Source organism: Pseudomonas sp. UM16, assembly GCF_050312595.1.
In the GTDB taxonomy this organism is placed as follows: Bacteria; Pseudomonadota; Gammaproteobacteria; order Pseudomonadales; family Pseudomonadaceae; genus Aquipseudomonas.
This window is the reverse complement of sequence record NZ_JBNPJT010000012.1, coordinates 145,123-165,906: the sequence shown is the minus strand read 5'-3', so window position 1 is coordinate 165,906 and position 20,784 is coordinate 145,123. Positions and strand designations below refer to the sequence as shown.

Annotated in this window: 18 protein-coding genes; 10 read left to right on the top strand and 8 right to left on the bottom strand. The window is 61.8% G+C overall.

The annotated features are described in order from the left end of the window. Positions 1-4 precede the first annotated feature (4 nt). Genes ACQRAX_RS16325 through ACQRAX_RS16285 form a run of 9 tightly spaced genes read left to right on the top strand, consistent with a single transcriptional unit; the run spans position 5 to position 11,333 of the window. Positions 5-1,168 (top strand): PilZ domain-containing protein, encoded by a 1,164-nt coding sequence (locus ACQRAX_RS16325; RefSeq protein WP_412039406.1) that lies wholly within the window; start codon positions 5-7, stop codon positions 1,166-1,168. Between the two features lie 20 nt (positions 1,169-1,188). Beyond that, the gene (locus ACQRAX_RS16320) at positions 1,189-2,640 is read left to right on the top strand and encodes a tetratricopeptide repeat protein (protein ID WP_412039407.1); all 1,452 of its coding nucleotides are present in this window, start codon (positions 1,189-1,191) and stop codon (positions 2,638-2,640) included. Further along, positions 2,637-4,094: an alginate export family protein gene (locus ACQRAX_RS16315; protein WP_412039408.1), complete on the top strand. Its 1,458-nt coding sequence runs from the start codon at positions 2,637-2,639 to the stop codon at positions 4,092-4,094. Before ACQRAX_RS16320 ends, ACQRAX_RS16315 begins: the two co-directional genes overlap by 4 nt. Before the next feature lie 14 nt (positions 4,095-4,108). Then, positions 4,109-5,536: an MBOAT family O-acyltransferase gene (locus ACQRAX_RS16310; protein WP_412039409.1), complete on the top strand. Its 1,428-nt coding sequence runs from the start codon at positions 4,109-4,111 to the stop codon at positions 5,534-5,536. A 9-nt stretch (positions 5,537-5,545) separates the two neighbouring features. Continuing rightward, on the top strand, positions 5,546-6,640 hold the full coding sequence (locus ACQRAX_RS16305) for an alginate O-acetyltransferase (RefSeq protein ID WP_412039410.1): 1,095 nt from the start codon (positions 5,546-5,548) through the stop codon (positions 6,638-6,640). A gap of 19 nt (positions 6,641-6,659) precedes the next feature. Further along, a complete protein-coding gene (locus ACQRAX_RS16300; RefSeq protein ID WP_045184118.1) occupies positions 6,660-7,304 on the top strand; it encodes an alginate O-acetyltransferase AlgF in 645 nt (214 codons plus the stop codon). Positions 7,305-7,312: 8 nt separating this feature from the next. Continuing rightward, positions 7,313-8,710 (top strand): alginate O-acetyltransferase AlgX-related protein, encoded by a 1,398-nt coding sequence (locus ACQRAX_RS16295; protein WP_412039411.1) that lies wholly within the window; start codon positions 7,313-7,315, stop codon positions 8,708-8,710. Beyond that, positions 8,701-9,816 carry a polysaccharide lyase gene (locus ACQRAX_RS16290; RefSeq protein ID WP_412039412.1) on the top strand — a complete coding sequence of 372 codons (1,116 nt, stop codon included), beginning with the start codon at positions 8,701-8,703 and terminating at the stop codon, positions 9,814-9,816. Before ACQRAX_RS16295 ends, ACQRAX_RS16290 begins: the two co-directional genes overlap by 10 nt. Before the next feature lie 17 nt (positions 9,817-9,833). Then, entirely contained in the window at positions 9,834-11,333 is a 1,500-nt protein-coding gene (locus ACQRAX_RS16285; RefSeq protein ID WP_412039413.1) for a right-handed parallel beta-helix repeat-containing protein, read from the top strand. Here the strand turns inward: ACQRAX_RS16285 and ACQRAX_RS16280 are convergent. Both ACQRAX_RS16280 and ACQRAX_RS16275 read right to left on the bottom strand, forming a co-directional pair. Next, complete coding sequence (locus tag ACQRAX_RS16280; RefSeq protein WP_412039414.1) at positions 11,323-11,754, bottom strand: GNAT family N-acetyltransferase; 432 nt, start codon at positions 11,752-11,754, stop codon at positions 11,323-11,325. The genes ACQRAX_RS16285 and ACQRAX_RS16280 overlap by 11 nt on opposite strands. Positions 11,755-11,822: 68 nt before the next feature. Next, on the bottom strand, positions 11,823-12,221 hold the full coding sequence (locus ACQRAX_RS16275) for a DUF488 domain-containing protein (RefSeq protein ID WP_412039415.1): 399 nt from the start codon (positions 12,219-12,221) through the stop codon (positions 11,823-11,825). Positions 12,222-12,333: 112 nt separating this feature from the next. Here ACQRAX_RS16275 and ACQRAX_RS16270 point away from each other — a divergent pair, with 112 nt between their 5' ends. Then, positions 12,334-13,950 (top strand): inorganic phosphate transporter, encoded by a 1,617-nt coding sequence (locus tag ACQRAX_RS16270; RefSeq protein ID WP_412039416.1) that lies wholly within the window; start codon positions 12,334-12,336, stop codon positions 13,948-13,950. A gap of 42 nt (positions 13,951-13,992) precedes the next feature. Here the strand turns inward: ACQRAX_RS16270 and ACQRAX_RS16265 are convergent, their stop codons facing one another. The 6 genes from ACQRAX_RS16265 to ACQRAX_RS16240 form a co-directional block, all read right to left on the bottom strand. Continuing rightward, positions 13,993-14,763, bottom strand: a complete 771-nt coding sequence (locus tag ACQRAX_RS16265; protein ID WP_412039417.1) for an OmpA family protein — start codon at positions 14,761-14,763, stop codon at positions 13,993-13,995. Positions 14,764-14,774: 11 nt separating this feature from the next. Further along, positions 14,775-15,179 carry a DUF4398 domain-containing protein gene (locus tag ACQRAX_RS16260; protein WP_412039418.1) on the bottom strand — a complete coding sequence of 135 codons (405 nt, stop codon included), beginning with the start codon at positions 15,177-15,179 and terminating at the stop codon, positions 14,775-14,777. A 318-nt stretch (positions 15,180-15,497) separates the two neighbouring features. After that, positions 15,498-15,980, bottom strand: a complete 483-nt coding sequence (locus ACQRAX_RS16255; RefSeq protein WP_412039419.1) for a DUF934 domain-containing protein — start codon at positions 15,978-15,980, stop codon at positions 15,498-15,500. Continuing rightward, positions 15,968-17,650 carry a nitrite/sulfite reductase gene (locus tag ACQRAX_RS16250; protein WP_412039420.1) on the bottom strand — a complete coding sequence of 561 codons (1,683 nt, stop codon included), beginning with the start codon at positions 17,648-17,650 and terminating at the stop codon, positions 15,968-15,970. Before ACQRAX_RS16250 ends, ACQRAX_RS16255 begins: the two co-directional genes overlap by 13 nt. Positions 17,651-17,828: 178 nt before the next feature. Continuing rightward, the gene (locus tag ACQRAX_RS16245; RefSeq protein WP_412039421.1) at positions 17,829-19,193 is read right to left on the bottom strand and encodes an MFS transporter; all 1,365 of its coding nucleotides are present in this window, start codon (positions 19,191-19,193) and stop codon (positions 17,829-17,831) included. A gap of 53 nt (positions 19,194-19,246) precedes the next feature. Then, positions 19,247-20,782, bottom strand: a complete 1,536-nt coding sequence (locus ACQRAX_RS16240) for a class I adenylate-forming enzyme family protein (RefSeq protein WP_412039422.1) — start codon at positions 20,780-20,782, stop codon at positions 19,247-19,249. Positions 20,783-20,784: the final 2 nt, after the last annotated feature.

The window sequence follows — 20,784 nt, the reverse complement described above, 5'->3', positions numbered from 1 at the left end:
TGCCATGAGTAGCTCAAGTACACCTACCGTTCCCGCCAAAGCTGCAGCCAACGTCGTTCATGAAGCGATCGACGAGCGCCAGTACGTACGCACCCGGATCAACGCCAAGGTCACCCTGGCAGCGGACGGCCAGCCGCCCCTGGAAACCACCTTGCAGGACATCTCGCTGGGCGGCATTGGCCTGCGCCACGACAAGCCGCTGACCATCGGCAGCCTGTACAACGCCTCGATCCGCCTGCGCCTGAATCAGGTCGACCTGAGCCTGGACAGCAAAGTGCGCATCGTCTCCCAGCGCGGCGAAGAAGTCGGCGCCCAATTCGTCGACCTCGATGCGCAAAAGCGCGACATCCTGCGCTACATCATCAGCGCCTATCTGTCGGGCGAGATTGCCGACATCAACGGCCTGTTCAACGTGATGCAGCGGGAAAACTACATCAAAGAGCGCAAGCAGCAGCACGCCAGCGCGCGCAGTGGCGGCGATCGTCTTAAAGCGGTGGCGGGCACCCTGCTGTACACCGCTGCCGGCCTCGCCGCTCTGGGCTTCGTGGCTTACAAGAGCTACCTGCTGTTCTTCCGCATTCCAGCGGTGCAGGCTCAGGTCTCGGCCAACGCTCAGGTCATCAGCATGCCCGACAACGGTTATGTGAAGTTCCTCCTGCAGCCTGGCCAGACCGAAGTGAAGGCCGGCCAGCCACTGGCCAATATCTCCACGCAGCTGGCCACCAGTTTCACCAGCCCGGCCGACATGAAAGCGGTGGCCGACCTGTCGCCAGGCGACCTGCAAACCCTGCTCGGGCGCGCCACCATCGAGACGGTAATCAACAGCCCGTGCGATTGCGACGTGTACTTCCCGACTCAGCCACTTGATGGGTATGGCTACAAGCAGGCGCCGCTGATGCATTTGCTGCCGCGCGACCAAGGCCTGTTCGTTACCGCCAACGTGCCGTTCGACAAGCTCGCCGACATCTCCCGGGTGACCTCGGTGGACCTGAAAGTCTTCGGCCTGGATGAGCACTTCAGCGGCAAGGTGGTCGATTCGCGCGTCGATGAAGCCAACAAGAACCTGGCCCTGACCATTGCGCCGGACACCCCGCTGCCGCGTCAGGCCTACCAGAAGCCCGTGGCGGTCGACCTGTTCCTGGGCTTGCCGTTCACGGCGTCGCGCTGAGCGCAAAGGAAGGATTGGCGATGAACGCGATGATGCCCTCCCGCTTGCTGTTGGCAAGCCTGTGCGTAGCTTGTGCCGGTGCCGTATCGGCCGGCCAGAGCCTGGAGCAGATCCGCTATGCGCTGTACAAGGACCCCAGTGCCAATGTCAGCGGTGATCTGCGCCTGCTCGCTGAGCGTGGCGACCTGGCCTCCAAGCTGCTGCTTGGCGATGTCCTGGCCAACACCGACGGTGCCAGCCGCCAGGAAGTGATCAGCCTGTATAAGGAGGCGTTCGCCGATGGCCGCGGGCAAATTCCGGCGCTGGCCTCGCTGGCACGCCTGCTCGACCGTACCCCCAGCCTGCAACCGGGCCAGCGTGATTGGTTAGCGCAGGCGCTGACGCGCTACCCGGCGACCCTCGACCCGCGCAACGCCAGCACCACCCTCGAGGTGTTTTTGGTGTACCCGCAATTGGTCTCCACCGATCAGGCCCAACAGTTGCTCGCGCTGTACCAACAGTCGTGCCTGCTCAATTGTCGCCCTGAGCTGTACAGCGCCGTACTGGCTGAGCGTCAGGGCGACCGTCAGCAAGCCGAACACTGGTACCAGCAGGCTGCGCGCGTGGATGTGCGGGCGATCGATCGCTATTACCGCTTTCTCGGCGACGACCAGGACCGCGCCTTCCCGGCCTTTGCCCGCAGCCTGGAAGCCCAGCGGCCGACCCTGCCGGTGGAAATTGTGCACCGCATCGGTTCACTGCTCGACAGCATCAACAGCCTGCAGCGCGCTGAACTTGAAGCCGACCGTTACGAGCGCCAGACCAGCGCCATGGGCCCAGCCCGGGTGCAAGCGGATGCCGCGCAACTGGCGGCGGAAAAAGCCCAGAGCGACACCCTCGACGTGGCCCGCGCCGAAGCCCAGCGCTGGCGTGACAACGCCGCCGAACGTGGCTTCGTGCCGGCGATGGTGTCCAAGGCCAACTTCATGATCTCCAACCCCACCGAGCACAACGCCGAGGAAACCCAGGCGCTGATCGACCAGGTAAAGGCCCGCGAAGCGACCCGCGCCAAGGCCCTGCAGGCGTCGTTCTACATGGTCAACAACTGGCTGACCCTCGACCCGCAAAAAGCCCGGGCGCTGATCGATGAACTGATCGCGAGCCATTACCCCGATGCCCAACTGCTGCTAGCCGAGTACTACAGCAAAGGCGTCGAAGACGAGCCGGATCAGGACAAAGCCCTGCAGATCTTCCAGGCCCAGGCTCAGGCCGGCTCTACCGCCGCCTGGTACCGCATGGCCACCCTGCACGCCTACGGTCGCGCCATCTGCCATGACCCGGTCAAGGCCTACACCTACGCTCAGGTCGCGGTGGAATTGGGTGAAAACGGCGCACGCAGCCTGCTCAAGCGTCTGCAAAAGACCCTCAAAAAGGATGACATCGAGCGTGCCCTGGCGGCCCGCGCCGATCTGTTGAAGGAGACAACCCTGTGAAAGCGCATCACTCCCTGTTCGGTGCCCTGCTGGCCCTGACGCCGCTGTACCCGGCCATGGCCGCAGAAGAAATCACCGGCCCCGAAGCCGACAGCACTGAACCGGTACGGGTGATGCCCAGCGACGGCAGTGAACCGATCATCACCTCGGAGTTCTTCAACAAACTCACGATGCAAACCGGCTACGGCCCGGAGAACTCCGAGGTCGGCCGCAGCCGCGAAATGTTCTACAGCCTGCGCTACGAGCCGTCGTTTGCCTGGTATTCGCCAGAAAAGCGCTGGGCCAAATGGATGGTCTATGGCCGCTTGTGGCTGAACTATGACTCCAGCCAGTCGATCAGCACCCAGAACGAGAACAGCAACAGCTTCGACCGCGAACAACCGGAAGGCTGGTACGCCGAACTGCGCGAGCTGTACGTCAAACGCAACCTGCTCGGCGATGACCCGCGCTTCTCGCTGTCGGTCGGCCGCCAACGCTATTTCGATGACTACGGCATCTGGTGGGACGACAGCCTGGAGTCGCTGCGCTTCAACTACAACGACACCTTCTCCCGCGGCTTTTTGGCGGTGGGGCAAAAGTTCTACAACTACAACAGCGACGTCAACAGCCTGGCCGACAGCGAAGAGCGCACTACCTACTTGATGGGTGAATACGCCTACCGCTGGAGCGAACGCAACTGGGCCGGCGTGCGCCTGATGCACGAAAACGACCACAGCGGCCACGACGCCGAAGATCGCTACGACTTCAAGGGCATGCGCTACGGGCTGTTCTTCAAGGCCGATGACCTGGACGTGACGCCGCTGTTCAGTGACTACCATGTAGAACTGGCCGGGCTCGATGGCAAGGTCGACAACACCGAAAACAACGGTGTCACCAGCACCGGCCACAACGCCAGTGGCTGGGCAGCGCTGGGCGAAATCGGCAAACGCTTCCACGACCTGCCCTGGACCCCGCGCGTGGCCTTGCGCGGTGGCCTGACCGACAAGCCGAGCAACGAGAACGATGGTTTCCGTCTGAACGCTATCCAGTCTGACCGTATCACCCGTCAGGGCAGCTACAGCACACGCCTGACCAGCTCGTTCGTCAGCCTCGATCTGCGCAACCTGAGCTACTACGGCATCAGCCTGGAAACCAACCCGACCCCACGCAGCGCCCTCGACCTGCGCGTCACTGACCTGAAGCTGCGCGATGCCGACGGCACCTTGCCGGTGCGCATCGACGGCGATCAGCGCAGCGAACGCAACCGCGCAATTGCCCAAGGCAACAATGGCAGTGGCAAGGACGTCGGGCAGATGTACGACCTCAACTACTACTGGAAGATGTTTCCGGTGGCCATCGACGGCAAACACCTGGACGTCAACGCCCTGGTCAGCGCCAGCTACCTCAATGCTGGCAACGCCCTGGACAGTGGCGATGACTACCAGCTGAGTGTCGGCGTCGTGATCAGTTACTAAGGACGGACCCTTCGATGATCTTCGCCTCCAACGTCTTTCTGTTTCTGTATTTGCCGCTGTTCCTCGCCGTTTACTTTCTGGCGCGGCCACAGTGGCGCTCGACCGTAATCGTGGCCGCCAGCTACATTTTCTACGCCTGGTGGCGGCCGGACTTTTTGCTGCTGTTTGTCGCCATTACCTATTGGAACTACTGGTTCGGCCTGCGCATCAAGGCGCGCCTGGACGCCGGTGACAAGCGCTGGGCGCTGCGCCTGCTATGGATCGGCATTGTCGGCAACCTGTCGACCCTGGGGTACTTCAAATACGCCAATTTTGGCGCCGAAGTGCTGGCCGCTTTGCTGGCGCCGCTGGGCATCAACACCTGGAGCCTGGAGACCATCTTCCTGCCGCTGGGCATCTCCTTCTATGTGTTCCATGCCCTGAGCTACATCGTTGACATCTACCGCAAGGACGCGACGCCGACAAACAACTTTATCGACTTTGCCGCCTTCGTCGCGCTGTTCCCGCACCTGGTCGCCGGGCCGATCCTGCGTTACAGCCAATTGGCCCCACAGCTGCGCCAGCGCACCCATTCCCTGGAGCTGTTTTCCCTGGGGGTGTGCCGTTTCATGCTCGGTTTCATCATGAAAGTGCTGATTGCCGACCAATTGGCGCCGATCAACGCGCTGTTCATCAGCGAAGGCACCCTGCAGCTCAGCGATGCCTGGTTTGGCCTGGTGGTGTCGACCCTGCAGTTGTACTTCGACTTCGCCGGTTACAGCCACATGGCCCTGGGCCTGGCGTTGATGATGGGCTTCCGTTTCCCGGAGAACTTCAACCAGCCCTATGTCTCGCAGAGCATCACCGAGTTCTGGGCACGTTGGCACATGACCCTGGCGCATTTTCTGCGTGACTACGTGTACATGCCGCTGGTGCGCAAGCGGGTGGCCGGGGCGCTGCCGGCACTGGTCTATACCATGCTGCTGTCGGGCCTGTGGCACGGCGCCAGCTTCGCCTTCATTTTCTGGGGCTTGTTCTTTGGTGTGGGGATGGTCATCGAGCGCAAGTTCAACCTGGCGACCAAGGTCACCACGCCCTACCACCTGGGCCGCAACCTGCGCACCTTCTTCCTGATCATCCTGAGCATGCCGCTGTTCTTCACCAACGACCTGCGCCACAGCCTGGACATCTACCAGGCGCTGTTCGGCCTCAATGGTTTCGGCTCGCTGGACCTGTATGTGCTCGGTGCTTCGAAGATGGCCATGTCGTTTGCCGCCGTCGCCCTGTGCTGGCTGGTGCTGGCCGGCAGCAACAACGTGCGCTACTACGCCGGCAACAAAGAGCAGTACTTCATGCGTCATGTCGGTGGCCTCAAGGCCCTGCTGCTGTGGGCCGGTTTCGCCCTGGCCCTGAGCAGCCTGGCGGCGAACTCCTTTTCACCCTTTCTGTACTTTCAGTTCTAGGAGACGGCCATGTACCCGGTCATGAATTCGGCGAGCAAGGTCAACGGCATTCTCTTCGCGGGGGTATTGGCGGGGATGTTCGTCTACTCGCTGCCGCCGGTGTTCAGCTTCGCCAAAAGCCAGAGCGACGCCTGGAACCTGTTCGTCGACGGCAAATTGCTGCGCAAGTTCGAGCAGGTCTACGACAAGCGTTTCTTCCTGCGTGAGCCGTCGGTTGAGCTGTGGGCCAACGCCCAGTACCGGTTGTTCGATGAAGGCACCAAAGGTGTGGTGCTGGGCAAGGACGGCTGGCTGTTCACCAACCAGGAATACCGCGTACCGAACAACCTGCAAGCCAACCTTGAGGGCCAGTTGGCGCAGATTGCCGAGGTCGAGCAGAAGCTCAAGGCGCACAACAAGCGCCTGATCCTGCTGCCGTTGCCGATGAAGGTGGATGTTTATGGTGCCCATGCCGAACGTGCGGTCGATCCACGGGCGATCAGCCTCTATGACCGTTTCGTCGCGGGCTTGCAGGCCAACAAGATCGAGGTCACGCCACTGCGCTCAGCATTCTTGAGCCACCTTGCCGGCCCCGAGCTGTTTCTCAAGTCTGACACCCACTGGAGCCCCGAAGGCGCGCGCCTGAGCGCCAATGAGCTGGCGCGCCAGCGCCCGGACTTGATCGGTGATGAGCGCTATGTGTCGACCAAGGTCGCGGAGAAAAGCGTCAAGGGTGACTTGATGAACTACATCCAGTTCAACCACGCCCAGTTGGCCCCGCAGTTTGGCCCGAGCCATATCGCTGTGTACGAAACCCTCAAGGCCGAACAGAGCACTGACGCGCTGTTCGCCGATGAGCAACAGAGCCTGCTGCTGGTCGGCACCAGCTACAGCAAGATCGATGACTGGAACTTCACCGGCTTTCTCAAAGAGGCCCTCAACCGTGACCTGCTCAGTGTTGCCGTGGAGGCCCGTGGTCCGTTCGAGGCGATGAACCAGTTCCTCGCCAGCGACGACCTGAACAACCCGCAGATCGACACCGTGGTCTGGGAGTTCCCCCTGCGCACCCTGCTCGCCCACCGCCTTGGTTCGCTGAGCCGACCTGGCCAGACCCAACATTTCTGAGACTTTCAAGGAGATCACCATGAACCGTTCGCTCAAGTGCCTGCTCACCGCCAGCGCCCTGCTGCTGATCAGCAACCCGGGCATCGCCGCCGAAGGCAATGCTGACCTGTACGACGCCGTGGCCCCGGCCGATTCTGCGTTCGTGCGGGTGCTGAACCTGTCCGACAGCAACATCGACGTGACCTTGAGCGGCAAGGTCAACCCGCAGCGGGTCGCCGCCGGGCAACTCAGCGGCTACCGCTTCACCCCGGCCGGCAGCCACAAGATCGCCGTCGGTAACAAGGCGATCGAACCGCAACTCAAGGCCAATGCCGCCAGCACCGTGGTGTATGACGGCAGCAGGCTGACCTTGATTGCCGACAAGTACGTCAACGAGCCGAAAAAAGCCCAGATTGCGTTCTACAACCTGACCCCGGCCAAGGTCGCGCTGAAAACCGTCGATGGTAAAAGTGTGGTGGTCGACACCCTCGGCCAGGACCAGACCGGCAGCCGCATGGTCAATGAAATCAAGATTGGTTTTGCCGCCTATGACGACCAACAGAAAGTTGCCCAATTCGACGAACTGTTCCTCAAGAAAGGCCGCTCTTACAGCTACGTGTTGCTGCCGCAGGGCGCCGGCTATCGCAGCATGAGCCTGGCCAACAGCATCGACCCGAGCGAGTGAGTGGCACCATGAAGAGCCTATTCGCCCTTGGCCTCGCCGCCGCAGGTGCGCTGTTCAGCGTGCAAGGCGTGGCCGCCCAGACGCCTGACCAGGCCACCTGCAAGGGCCTGGAATGCCTGACCTGCCCCGGCTTGAGCAACCCTCAGCACTACGCCGAAGGGCGGATGAAACTGATGCGCGAGATTGTTCCGGGCAAGGATCGCTGGCTGTTCCGCTCGGCGGTCGACCTGACCAACGACTTCGGCATCCCCGCGCCCATGCGCCCGGAGTTTGCCCGGCTGATGGACACCTTCCATCGGCAGGGCATCCAGGTGGCCATGGCCATCCAGCCAACCCGTGGCCTGATGCACCGTGACAAGCTGTACGCCGACAAACTGCACGGCTTCGACTACGCACGGGCCAGCGGCAACCTGAGCAGCTACCTGCAACAGTTGCGCAACGGCGGTGCGATTGTCGCGCCGATGATGCAGCTGGTGCAGACGCCGCCCAAGGGCGAGTTCTTCTTTCGCCGCGATCACCACTGGACGCCAGCCGGTGCTGAAGCCACCGCGCGCCTGCTGGCCGAGGAAGTACGCAAACAGCCGTTCTATGCTGCGCTGGAGAAAAAGCAGTACCGCACCGAACCTGGGGTGATGGTGCCCAAGGACGGTACCTTGAACCTGGCGTTGAGCTACATCTGTGGCAACAACTACGGGTTCCAGTACGTGCGCGGCTTTCAGACCATCCCTGAGGATCAAGGCGCCGAAGCCTTATTCGATGACGCGCCGGACCCGCAGGTGATCCTGGTCGGCGACAGTAACGCCGCCGCTCGTGAAGACGAGAGCAAGCAATTCAACTTCGACGGCTACCTCAAGCAGTACCTGGACGTCGACATCCTCAACTATGCGCTACCCGGCGTCGGTCAGGATGGCTCGTTGCTGGAGTACCTGCTGTCGGAGAACTACAAAGCCAAGGCGCCGCCAAAGCTGATCATCTGGGAGCTACCGGCCAACTATCAGCTGGAGTCCGAGCTGATGTACCGCCAGCTGATTCCGGCGATCAAGGGTGGTTGCCCGGTGTCCACCGAGGTCATGGCCAACCGCTTGCAACGGCCGGCGCTGAAGGTCAACGAGCGTATTGAGTTGCTCAGCAATGCCGGGGAAGCGCGCAAAGCGGTCAACGGCGGCTTCCTCGATATCCGTATCAGCGACAAGAACGTCAAGGATTTCTACGTGATCGTCTATTACGACAACGGCGCCCGCGACAAGGTCTGGTTCCGCCGCGAGGCGGTAGTCACCGGGGGGCAGTACTACCTGGAGCTGAGCCGCGCCAAGGAGTTCGCCGGGGCTAACCTGCTCTCGGTGTTCATGGAGCCGACCAAGCCCGGCAGCGCGGCGACCCAGGTGGAAACCCGACTATGCCTGTAAAGACCTGGAGCGCCCTGGCCCTGGGCCTGTGCGCCAGCCTGCAGTTGAGCCAGAGCCTGGCGGCCAGTTCGATCTGGCCGCCACGGGCTACCGCGCAGTCGGCGATGATCGCCGACTACCGCACTCTGCACTGCACTAAAGAGCCGCCACCGCCGTATACCGGCAGCCTGCAGATGCAGAGCAAGTACGACCAGCGCGATGCGAGCAAATCGACCCTGCGCAGCAGCCCCGATGCCGACAGCGAAAAGATCGGCAAACAGGTCAAGCAGTTCATCGGCGGCCTGATCTATGCCAGCAAGCGCTTTCAGCGAGCAAAAACGCCGCAGGAAGCGAACATGGCCCTGGCCTGCCAGGACCAGTGGCTGCAGCGCTGGGCGCAGGCTCAGGCCCTGCTCAACCCGGACGCCAGCAGCACCGGCATGGCGGCGCGCAAGTGGGCGGTGGCAGCGATGGCCTCGACCGTGCTGATGACCCAGGCCGCCAGCGACGGCAAGCTACAACTGACGCCACAACAGCGCCAATGGTTCAGCCAGCTGGGCGAACGCATCATTGCCGAATACCAGCCGCGCCGTAACCCCGGGTTTGCCTGGTTCAACAACCATGACTATTGGGCGGCCTGGGCCGTGGCCGCGACCGGCATGCTGATCCAGCGCGACGACTTTATCCAGTGGGCCGACGGTAACCTACGCCGTGGCCTGCAGCAGGCAGTCAAGGCCAGCGATGGCAGCTACGCCTACCTGCCGCTGGAAGTTGCCCGCGGCAAACTGGCCGCCACCTACAGCCAGTACGCCCTGGTGCCGCTGGTGCTGCTGGCCGAGTCGGCGCGGGTCAATGGCCTGGCGTGGAGCGCCGACGACCAGCAAACCCTCGACCTGCTGGCCAACTTTGCCGCGCGCAGCATCCTCGATCCCGACGACCTGCCGGAACTCAAGGGCAAGTCGCAGACCTCGGTTGCCCCGTACAAGCTGGCCTGGCTGATCCCCTTCCTGCAGCGCGCGCCAGACAACCGCCTGGCGCGCCAGTTGTATGACAGTGAAGACGGCGACGTCGACAACTACAGCCAGATTGGCGGCCCGCTCAAGCCGCTGTACCCCAAATTGCCGTAACCCAAGGACGAATCGCCATGGCCATGCGCCCTCTTCCCCTTTGCCTTGCTGCCTTGCTGTATGCAGGCACCCTCCAGGCCGCCAGCCAAAGCCTGCCGCTGCAGCAGTCGCTGAGCGTGATCAGCACCAGCGAGCACCACGCGCAATTGCAGCAGCTGCAGCAACACGCCCTTGAGGCCGTGCAACTACAGGTCAAGGAACGCCCGCGCCCGGCCGGGCGCGCCAGGGTCAGCCTGCAACCGATGTTCTCGGCGCAGACCGGCAGCTGGCCGTTCGAGCCGTTCGTCAACAATGGCCTGTTCCGCGCCATTGCCGGTTATCAGGCCCACCACCCACAGGTGGTAGAAATTCGTGGCGGCAGCATCACCCTGGCGCAACTGCACACAGCCCTGAACAACCCACGGATCCTCAAGCCCTACAAAGACGGCTACCTGCTCAGCTATCCGCTGATAATCGGCAGCGATGGCGGCCTGGTGCTCGAAGGCACCAGCCTGTACCTGTACACCTTCTCCGGCACCGCGCTGATCAACCAGGGCTGGCTGGGCCTGAACCAGTCACGCCTGGAAAGCGTCGCTGGCGACAAGCCGAGCAGCACTGACCGCGCCTGGCGCCCCTTCGTGGTGGCCTGGGCGGGAAGTCATACCCAGGTAATCGGCTCGACATTCGAACGCCTGGGCTACAACGCCAACCTGTCCCGCGGCCTGACCACCGCACTGAGCAGCCAACAGGCGCCGAGCACGGCCAAGGCTACGTTGATCGTGCGTAACAGCCAGTTCAACGAGCTGTCCAGCGCCGTGGAGCTGCAGCACAGTCAGGCGCAGATCAACGACAGCCGCTTCGAGCAGTCCCAGCAGTACGCCATTGATGTGCGCGACAGCCAGGTCAACTTGGTCAACAACCAACTGCGCGGCATCGACAACAACAGCGGCATCCGCCTGCGCGGACAAAGCGTGGCGCGGGTCGAGCGCAACTTGATCCTCGGCGCGCACAAAGCCGCTATCGAAATCAGCGACCAGCGTGGCGCTGTGCTGCTCAGCGCCAACCTGATCGGTGACAGCCGTGGCAACGGCCTGCAATTGCGCAACCTGGCGCCCACAGCGCAGGCACCGCTGTTGATCGAGGACAACCTGATCGGCAACAGCCAGGGCAGCGCCGTGGATGCCAGCGAAGTCAGCGGCGCGACGCTGGTCAACAACCGCATCGGCAATACCCCGGAATATGCCATCAGCCTGCGTAATGCCGCGCCGCTGGCAGGGCCCTTGACCCTCAGTGGCAACACCCTGGGCAAGGCTGGCAAAGCGGTGGTGCGGGTCGAAGGCTTGCAGCAGGTGGTACTTGGGCCCAATCGTTTCGAAGGCAAGCCGCTGCTGCAGAACCTGCTGATTGGTGACTTGCTCAGCGTGCAGGGGCCGCTGCTTGATGCGACTCAGCGTCAGGGCTGTGTGGTACGTGTCAATCAGGTCGCTCAAGCGCTTGCCCCGAGTAACCCGCTGTGCGTGCAAAGCGCTAGCCAATAGCCCGTTGCATGCGCACGAAGCATTCATCCTCACCCATTGCTTCGAATCCCCGGCGTCGGTACAAGGCCTGCGCCGGGTTGCTTTTGAACACCGTCAGGCGCAGCAGCGGTAGACGCCGTTCGTCAGCCCAAGCGGCCAGCAGCTCCAGTACCTGCCCCCCCACACCCCGCCCCCGTTCGCTCTCGAGCAAATGCAGCTCGCGGATGTACAGGGCTTGACGGTCCTGGCTGAGGCTGCAAAAGCCCAGGACCTTGTCGTCCTCGACCACCAACCATTGCTCGCGCCAGCGCCAGGCCTGGTCGAAGGCCTCTTCGATCCACAACAGGTCGAACTCGTGGTAGTAGCGCATCATTGCCCGGCGGGTGAGGTCACGGGCGAAGGCGCAGTATTGGTCGGTGGCGGGGGTGAGCTGTAGGGGCATGGGGGTCCAGGTTGGGCCGTGTAGGAGCCGGTCTTGCCGGCGATGGGCTGCGACAGCAGCCCTTGCTTTCAGGTTTTCAATTCTGTGGCATAACACACCGGCGAACTCATCGGCCCGTGGCGCTCCAGTTCATCCTCCAGCCACTGGGCCAGTACCAAGGCATTGTTGTGCGCGGTGTCCTTGCCAGCATATAGCAAGGTCAGGTCACCCTTGCCGGCCATCTCCAGCAGCTTCCACCAATGCCCGGGCTGCGCTGTCAGCTCTTGCCGATAGCGCCGGGCAAAACCGGCAAAGTCCAATTCAGCGTTATGAAAGGCCTGACGCAAGGCGGCCGAAGGCGCCACCTCTGGCAACCACAACGCCTGCAGCTGATCCTTGCGCGTGTTGCGCGGCCACAAACGGTCGACCAGTACACGCTGACCGTCTTCAGCCTCAAGGGGATCATAGACACGCTTGCAGCGAATCATCCGCACATCTCCGGCTTTTCTACTAGCCTAGTTCTTTCATTGACTAGGATCAGGTCGAAATCCGCGTGTTTTTTTATCCTAACCGTCTGAGGTAACGTAACCCGGAGTCATCATGACTACCCCGACGCTGGCCAGCGATTCATCGCCGGCCGCATCTGATCCACGGCCGCGCCTGCACCACAAGCCCGGTCGCAGTACCCTGATCCTGTTCTTCGGCCTGCTCCTGGCCGGGCTGTTGTTTACGGCCTGGAGCCTGGTGCACGACATCGATGCCAGTGGCACGGTAGTCACCACCTGGACCCCGTTCCTGTTACTCGGGCTGGCCTTGGTGATTGCCCTGGGCTTCGAGTTCGTCAACGGCTTTCATGACACCGCCAACGCCGTCGCGACGGTGATCTATACCCATTCGCTACCGGCCTCGGTAGCAGTGGTCTGGTCTGGATTTTTCAATTTTCTCGGCGTACTGCTGTCCAGCGGCGCGGTAGCCTTCGGCATCATTGCCCTGTTACCGGTGGAGCTGATGCTCAAGGTCGGCTCCGCAGCCGGGTTCTCCATGGTGTTCGCCCTGCTGCTGTCGGCGATCATCTGGAACCTGGGGACTTGGTGGCTGGGCCTGCCGGCCTCCTCTTCACACACCCTGATCGGCTCGATCATCGGCGTTGGTGTGGCCAACGCCTTAATGCATGGCCGCGATGGCAGCAGCGGTGTCGACTGGGCCCAAGCCAGCAAAGTGGGCTATTCGCTGTTGTTGTCACCGCTGGTCGGGTTCGCCTGCGCTGCGCTGCTGCTGCTGGCTCTGCGCCATCTGGTCAAACGCCGCGAGCTGTACCAAGCGCCGGTCGGCAATACACCACCGCCGTGGTGGATTCGCGGTGTGCTGATCCTGACCTGCACCGGGGTGTCCTTCGCCCACGGCTCCAATGATGGCCAGAAAGGCATGGGCTTGATCATGCTGATCCTGGTGGGCACCCTGCCCATGGCCTACGCCCTGAACCGCACCATGCCCGCCGAGCAATCGCTGCAGTTTGCCGCGGTGGCTGAAGCCACCCAACACGCCTTGCAGCGCGGCACCCCGCAACTGTTGAGCAAAGACCCTAGAGCAACCCTGACCGAATTTATTCGCCAGCCCCAGGCCACGCCAGAACTGGTGCCAGCGCTGGCCGCCCTGGCCGGTGCCATCGGTGCTGAAGTCGCCGGCTACGGCTCGTTGAACCGAGTGCCCGCCGAGGCCATGGCCAACGTGCGCAACGACATGTACCTGACCAGCGAAACCATTCGCCTGATCGACAAGCACCAATTGGTCGAATTCAATGCCGATGCCCGCGCCCATGTGCAGCTGTTCAAGCGCCAGCTAGACGACGCCACCCGCTACATTCCGCTATGGGTCAAGATATCCGTGGCCATCGCCCTTGGCCTGGGCACCATGGTGGGTTGGCGACGCATCGTCGTCACCGTCGGCGAAAAGATCGGCAAGACCCACCTGACCTACGCTCAAGGGGCTTCAGCCGAGTTGGTGGCAATGTGCACCATCGGCGTCGCGGATATGTATGGGCTGCCGGTCTCGACCACCCATGTGCTTTCCTCGGGGGTAGCCGGAACAATGGTGGCCAATGGCTCTGGCCTGCAGATGAAGACCATCGTCAACCTGCTGATGGCCTGGGTGTTGACCTTGCCAGCGGCGATTATGCTGTCAGGTGGGTTGTACTGGGTGTTGCGTCACGTTTTCTAATGGTTTGAATGGGCCCATCACCAGGATGGGCCCGCTGTGCCATCAGCTGCGGTCGCTGACCGCATTACTGCCGTGAGAAATGATCACTTCCACTCGGCGATTGAGTTGACGCGACTGCGCATCGGCATTCGACGCCACCGGATACTCTTTGCCGTAACCGGCCACCCTCACCCGCTCCGGTGCGACGCCAGCACGGCGCAAGGCATTGGCCACAGCAGCAGCCCGACGCTCTGACAACTGCCGGTTGAACTCATCGCCACCGGTAGAATCGGTGAAGCCTTCGACCCGTACCTTACGCTCTGGGTTTGCCCGCAAGTACTCGGCCAGCTGATCCAGGTTACGCAGGCTGCCAGCCTTGAGCTCGGCCCGAGCGGTATCGAACAACACATCACCGAAGGTAATTACCGCACCACGATCAGTCTGCTTGGCATTGAGTTGCTGCAACGCCTTGAGCTGGGCGGTACGCACATCCAGACGCGCCTGGGTGCGTTGTGCCTCGATACTCTGCAGGCCGGTTTCGGCCAGGCGCAGGTCGATGGTCTGTTCGGCAATGGCAATTTTCTGATTGGCCAGGTAGGCCAACTGTTCGACCTCAGGTGCCTTGCGATCCTTGATCGAGGCAAGCTCTGCCTGCCCCAGGGCGGTAAAGGCCGCTTTGGTTTCCAACGCCGCCAGGCGGCTGGATTCAGGCTTGCTTTGCAGCGCACTGAAGTGCTCGCGCGCCTCCAGCAAACCGGCATTTTCCGGCGTGGTACCACAGGCACTGAGCATCAGGCCTGCCGCTGAGGCGATAAGCAGGTGTTTGAATTGCATAAAAGCGCTCCTTATTGGCTAAGCGGAACAATGGCGTCGGGGGCTTGCAGCATTTCCTGCTTGAGCACCTCGATGCCCTGCCGGGCTTCTGTGAGCTGTTGCTTGGCCCGCTGGGCACGCGCTTTGCGTTCGGCCAGGTTGGCATCGGCTTCAGCTTGCTCGGCAAGCAAGCGTGCCTGGGCGAAGTCCTGTTGACCCAATGCGCGCTCGAGCAGATTGAGCTTGTCTTGGGCGGATTGCATTTCCACCGGGGCAAACTGCGTCGCGTCGGCGGTGACTGCGCGACTGACTGCATTGCGGGTCAACTCGACCTGTTCGCCAGGGGCTACAACACTGGCACAGCCGCTAAGCGTGGCGAGCAGCGCCACCATCAGGCCGGACGCGGCCAGGTGTTTTGAGGTGCGTTTTACAACCATAAATTGACTCCATTACAGCGTTTAATCAGCTCGCACACCTTTCAAGCACGCAGACACCTGCGTTGCCCTGCAGCACAGGGCAATAGCTAGGTCGATAGGTCTGGGAACCGGAGGGATAATCAGCGCAACCTATGCGTGATACACAACAGAAGGTGGGAAAAGCTGAACATCGGCGACAGCCGTTTAGTTAACACGCCGCCAGCGTATTCCTACAGAAAAGGCTTACCAATCGGAAAGCCCTTTGAACTGAGTAGGAGTTTTCAACAAAGCAGTGAAAGGCTCGCTGCGCTGGCCTGGAGCCGTCCGGCTATCGCCCCGCTAGCGGCGACGAAACAGCGGGCGCGGTTCGATCACCGAACGCCCATACAACACGCTCATCCCCGCCAGCCCCTTCAGTGCGTCCTCGGCGCACTTATCTTCGCGCACCGCGAAGCTGTCGAAACCGCATTGGCGCATATGGCTGAGTTGATCGCGCAGCACATCACCAATGGCGCGCAACTCACCCTGCCAGCCGAGCCGGGTCCGTAACAGGTAGGCCTGGCTGTAGCCGCGGCCATCGCGAAAGCTGGGGAAATCAATGGCGATCAGCGGCACATGAGGTAGCCACGGCTGCAACGTTTCAATCTCGTCATCCGGCCCCAACCAAAGGCCATTACGACCATTGGGCTGTGCCAGCCAGGTGTTGAGCGGCACAATCAGCAAGCCCTCGGGCAAGGCCGTTACCGGCTCGCGCACCAACTGCCAGGCATCCTCACTCAGCCGCTGCGCCTCGCCGTTGCGCAAGGCGATCACATTACGCATATCAGCTCCTCTGGGCGCTTGGCATACACCCGTTCCTTGAACGGCTCCAGGCCAACGCGGCGCACGGTGTCGACAAAGGGCTCGTCCAGCTCGCGATAGGCGCAGTAGGTGGCGATGATCTGCTCGATGACACTCGGAATTTCGGCGGCGCTGAAGGACGGGCCGATGACTTTACCCAAGGTACTGTGCTTGCCCTGCGCGCCCCCCAGGGTCACCTGGTACCACTCACTACCGTTCTTATCGACGCCAAGGATGCCGATGTTGCCGATGTGGTGATGGCCACAGGCATTGATGCAACCGGAGATGTTCAGGCTCAGTTCGCCGAGGTCATGCAGGTAGTCCAGGTCCTCGAAGCAGCGCTGGATCGACTGGGCAATCGGGATCGACTTGGCGTTGGCCAGGGCGCAGAAGTCGCCGCCGGGGCAGGCGATGATGTCAGTCAGCAAACTAATGTTGGCGGTACCCAGGTCGCGCTCGCAGGCCAGGCGCCACAACGCGTGCAGGTCCTGCTTGCGCACGTCTGGAAGGATCAGGTTCTGTTCATGGGCAATACGGATTTCGCCGAAGCCAAACTGCTCGGACCAATCCGCTACCGCCTCCATCTGCGCGGCGGTCAGGTCGCCCGGTGGCGAGGCGGCGCCAGGCTTGGTAGACAGCACCACGCTGGCATAGCCAGGAACCTTGTGCGCTTTGACACAGCACGACACCCAGCGCGCGAAGGCGTGGTCCTGGGCCAGGTGGGTTTCGTACTTCAGCTCACTGTCGATCACACTGGCGTAAGGCGGCGGTTCAAAGGCAGCAGCCACACGCTGGAACTCATCTTCAGTGAGCTGCGCCGGGCCATCCTTGATGTGTTGCCACTCCTGCTCAACTTCCTGCGCGAAGGCCTCGATGCCCAAGGCTTTGACCAGAATCTTGATTCGCGCCTTGTACTTGTTGTCGCGTCGACCGTGGCGATTGTAGACGCGCAGAATCGCCTCGACATACGACAGCAGATGCTGCCAGGGCAGGCCTTCGCGGATCTGCAGGCCGAGAATCGGCGTGCGTCCCAAGCCGCCGCCAACCATGACCCGCAGGCACATCTGCCCCTGCTCGTCGCGGTAAAGGTACAGGCCGATGTCGTGCATCATGATCGCCGCGCGGTCTTCTACGGCCGAGCAGATAGCGATTTTGAACTTGCGTGGCAGGAACAAGAATTCCGGGTTGATCGTCGACCACTGACGCAGGATTTCGGCCAGCGGCCGTGGGTCGAGCAGCTCATCGGCGGCGACCCCGGCGAAGGCTTCGGTGGTGATGTTGCGCACACAGTTGCCGGAGGTCTGGATGGCGTGCATCTCGACCTCGGCCAGGCGTTGGAGAATGTCGGGCACCTGGGCCAGCTCGATCCAGTTGAATTGAATGTTCTGGCGGGTAGTGAAATGGCCATAGCCGCGATCGTAGTCGCGGGCGATCTGCGCCAGGGTGCGCATCTGGCGGGCGCCGAGGGTGCCATAGGGAATCGCCACGCGCAGCATATAGGCGTGCTTTTGCAGGTACAGGCCGTTTTGCAGACGCAGGGGCAGGAACTCTTCTTCACTCAGCTCGCCGCCCATGAAACGCTGCACCTGATCGCGAAACTGCGCCACGCGCTCGAACACCAGCGCACGGTCATACTCGTCATACTGATACATGGTTCGGACCTCATCACGGAGGCCGTTACTATGGCGCTGGGGTGTATTGAGTTACAGATTCAGGTTTGGGGGATTTATACGGATCAGATGGATAAGGGCCGACGCGTTACAAGGCCGCAACCCACTGTGCAACCGCCGTCATCCAGACACCTTGAGCGCCTGGATGACGGCCACTGAGTCAAGTGCTACGCATCGACGACATCGTTGCGGTGGCCGTTGAACCCAGGGGCGATGCAGGTGCATGCACGCCTTCAGCCATGCCATGGCACGCGACAAAATCCTCCTTACGCAACGCCACCAAAGCGATCAGCGACACAATCCCGGTACCGATGTAGAAGTACCACGGCGAGGAAATATCCCCGGTCTGCTGAATCAGCCAGGTCGAAATCAGCGGCGCACTGCCGCCAAACACCGCCACAGGAATGTTGTAAGCCACCGCAATCCCTGTGGAGCGAATTCGCGTAGGCAACAGTTCACTCATGGTTGCGTAGGTAGACGAGGCATACAGCCCGAAAAAAATCGCCACCGCCATCAACGGCCAGAAGAATGACGCCGGCGTGGCCGTGGGCGCAGCCTTGAAGAACCAGAACATCGCCAGCGTCGCCAACACACCTACCACCATCAAGAACGGTTTACGCCCGTACTTGTCGGTGAACATGCCGCCAAACGGCATGACGAACGCCGCTGACAGGCTGGCAATGAACACGTAGAGCAAGGTGGTGCCACTGTCGAACTTGAGGATCCGCGACATGTAGGTGGAAGCGAAGGTCAGCACCAGATAGAAGATCGAGCTGTGCAGGGTGATGATGAAGAACACCAGGGTGATCGCCCGCTTCCACTGCCAGACTTCCCGCAGCGGCGCCTTGGAGGTTTCGCCGGCTTTCTGCAGGGCGAGAAACTCCGGGCTGTCTTCGAGCTTGAGACGGATGTACATCGAGATCAGCCCCATAGGCCCGGCCACCAGGAAGGGAATGCGCCAGCCCCAGGCCTGCATCAGGTCGGCGCCCAGCATCCAGGTCATGCCATTGGCGACCACGCCGCCGAGCACCAGCCCCAGTACGGCGGTAACCATCAGCCAGCAGGTGGAAAAACCCCGCCGTCCAGGCCCGGCATATTCGGAAATAAAGCTGGTGATGGTGCCGATCTCACCGCCGGCAGAGAAACCCTGCACACAACGAATCAGCACCAACAAGATCGGCGCGGCAATGCCGATGGAGGCATAGGTGGGCAGCAAACCCAACAGGCAGGTAGAGCCCGCCATCATCACCAGCACGGTGATCAAGGTTTTGCGCCGGCCGATCTTGTCGGCCAACGGCCCAAAGAACAACCCGCCCAAGGGCCGGATGAAAAAGCTCAGGGCGAAGGCGGCAAAGCTGCTGAGCAAACTGGTGGTCGGGTCGTCGGAGACGAAGAACGCTTGGCCGATGTACACCGCCAGAAAGCCATAGACGCCATAGTCATACCATTCGATCAGATGCCCTGAAGTGGCGCCAATAAAGGCGCGCCGCCGTTGCCGGGCCGGGTTGTGCTGATGCGTTGCCATAGAGGTATTCCTGTCTTGTTCTTATTGATGGAAAACAGTCCCGGGGGCGCCCCTCACGGGGCAACAACAGTGTCGGCAGCCTCCTGCAGCCCTTGACGCAGTGTGGTTTTGAGCACCTTGCCGTAGCTGTTCTTCGGCAGCTCGTCGAGGAACAGGTACTTCTTCGGTTTTTTGAACGAGGCCATGCGCTCGGTGAACCAGGCGGTGAGCGAACGCTCATCCAATGGCTGGTTATCACGGGTAACCACAAAAGCCACCACTGACTCGCCCCACTGCGCGTCCGCTTCGCCGACCACGCACACCTCGAACACCTGTGGGTGCAGCGCCAGCACCTCTTCTACCTCGCGCGGGTACACGTTGCTACCGCCGGAGATGATCACGTCCTTGCAGCGATCGGTGAGGGTCAGGTAGCCCTGATCGTCGAGGTAACCGATATCACCCGTCAGTAACCAGCCATCGACCAACGCCTCACCGGTTGCGGCTTCATTGCGCCAGTAGCCATGCATCACCGTCGGCCCGCGCACGGCGATCTGGCCCGGTTGCCCTGCGGCTAGCGGGCACAGTTGCGCGTCGAGCACGCGAAGCTGCACGCAGGAATGCGCCAGCCCCACCGACGAAACGATACGTGCCCAGTCTGGGCGCTGACGATCGGCGATCAACTCGCGGGGCAACGCGCTGATGGTCATTGGGCTCTCACCCTGGCCGTAGATCTGCACCAGGCGCGGGCCGAAGGTACTGACGGCGGCCTGCAGGTCGGCCAGGTACATCGGCGCACCACCGTAGACGATGGTTTTGAGGCCTTCACCGGCATAGCCCGACAGCCGTGCCTGCTCGACCATGCGCTTGACCATGGTTGGCGCTGCAAACAACGTCACATCGCCCAACTGGGTGGCCAGTTCGAACAGCTCATCAGCATTGAAACCACGCGATTGCGGCAGCACATGCCGGGCACCACAGCGCACATGAATAAAGTTGTACAGCCCGGCGCCATGGGACATCGGCGCGGCATACACCACGGCGTCCTTGGCGCTGACCGCATCGACATCCAGCGGATAACACAGCGACATGGCCACCAGGTTGCCGTGGGACAGCATCACCCCCTTGGAGCGCCCGGTGGTGCCGGAGGTGTAAAATAGCCAGGCCAGATGATCAGTCTTGCACAGGTAAGGTGTGGTTTGATGATCGCCTGCGCCCTCCACCTCCCGTCCACGTCCGGCCAACTCGCGGCAGTTCAGGGCCAGCTCGCCTGGCGCAAACACCTGGCCGTCATCGGTAAAGATCACCCGCGCCTGAGCGTTGTCGACAATCCAGCCGGCCTCACTGCGGTGCAGCTTACAGTTGATCGGCACCACTACGGCACCGATCCACCACACCGCATACATCAACTCCAGATACTCGCAGCAGTTCTTCATGAACAGTGCCACGCGATCCCCCGGCTCGACCCCGTGTTCGTGCACCAGTTCATGGGCCAAGCCACGCACGTTAGCGGCGAAACCTTGGTAGTCGGCAACCTGCCGAGCCCCCTCGAACAACGCCGGGCGCTGGGGCCAGCGCTGGGCGGCAGCGTGCAACCAATTGGCAATATTCACGG

What these genes read in the sequence shown, in the direction of transcription:
- ACQRAX_RS16325 (WP_412039406.1), top strand. Translation starts at nt 5, where the DNA reads ATGAGTAGCTCAAGTACACCTACCGTTCCCGCCAAAGCTGCAGCCAAC.
- ACQRAX_RS16320 (WP_412039407.1), top strand. Translation starts at nt 1,189, where the DNA reads ATGAACGCGATGATGCCCTCCCGCTTGCTGTTGGCAAGCCTGTGCGTA.
- ACQRAX_RS16310 (WP_412039409.1), top strand. Translation starts at nt 4,109, where the DNA reads ATGATCTTCGCCTCCAACGTCTTTCTGTTTCTGTATTTGCCGCTGTTC.
- ACQRAX_RS16305 (WP_412039410.1), top strand. Translation starts at nt 5,546, where the DNA reads ATGTACCCGGTCATGAATTCGGCGAGCAAGGTCAACGGCATTCTCTTC.
- ACQRAX_RS16300 (WP_045184118.1), top strand. Translation starts at nt 6,660, where the DNA reads ATGAACCGTTCGCTCAAGTGCCTGCTCACCGCCAGCGCCCTGCTGCTG.
- ACQRAX_RS16295 (WP_412039411.1), top strand. Translation starts at nt 7,313, where the DNA reads ATGAAGAGCCTATTCGCCCTTGGCCTCGCCGCCGCAGGTGCGCTGTTC.
- ACQRAX_RS16290 (WP_412039412.1), top strand. Translation starts at nt 8,701, where the DNA reads ATGCCTGTAAAGACCTGGAGCGCCCTGGCCCTGGGCCTGTGCGCCAGC.
- ACQRAX_RS16285 (WP_412039413.1), top strand. Translation starts at nt 9,834, where the DNA reads ATGGCCATGCGCCCTCTTCCCCTTTGCCTTGCTGCCTTGCTGTATGCA.
- ACQRAX_RS16280 (WP_412039414.1), bottom strand. Translation starts at nt 11,754, where the DNA reads ATGCCCCTACAGCTCACCCCCGCCACCGACCAATACTGCGCCTTCGCC.
- ACQRAX_RS16275 (WP_412039415.1), bottom strand. Translation starts at nt 12,221, where the DNA reads ATGATTCGCTGCAAGCGTGTCTATGATCCCCTTGAGGCTGAAGACGGT.
- ACQRAX_RS16270 (WP_412039416.1), top strand. Translation starts at nt 12,334, where the DNA reads ATGACTACCCCGACGCTGGCCAGCGATTCATCGCCGGCCGCATCTGAT.
- ACQRAX_RS16265 (WP_412039417.1), bottom strand. Translation starts at nt 14,763, where the DNA reads ATGCAATTCAAACACCTGCTTATCGCCTCAGCGGCAGGCCTGATGCTC.
- ACQRAX_RS16260 (WP_412039418.1), bottom strand. Translation starts at nt 15,179, where the DNA reads ATGGTTGTAAAACGCACCTCAAAACACCTGGCCGCGTCCGGCCTGATG.
- ACQRAX_RS16255 (WP_412039419.1), bottom strand. Translation starts at nt 15,980, where the DNA reads ATGCGTAATGTGATCGCCTTGCGCAACGGCGAGGCGCAGCGGCTGAGT.
- ACQRAX_RS16250 (WP_412039420.1), bottom strand. Translation starts at nt 17,650, where the DNA reads ATGTATCAGTATGACGAGTATGACCGTGCGCTGGTGTTCGAGCGCGTG.
- ACQRAX_RS16245 (WP_412039421.1), bottom strand. Translation starts at nt 19,193, where the DNA reads ATGGCAACGCATCAGCACAACCCGGCCCGGCAACGGCGGCGCGCCTTT.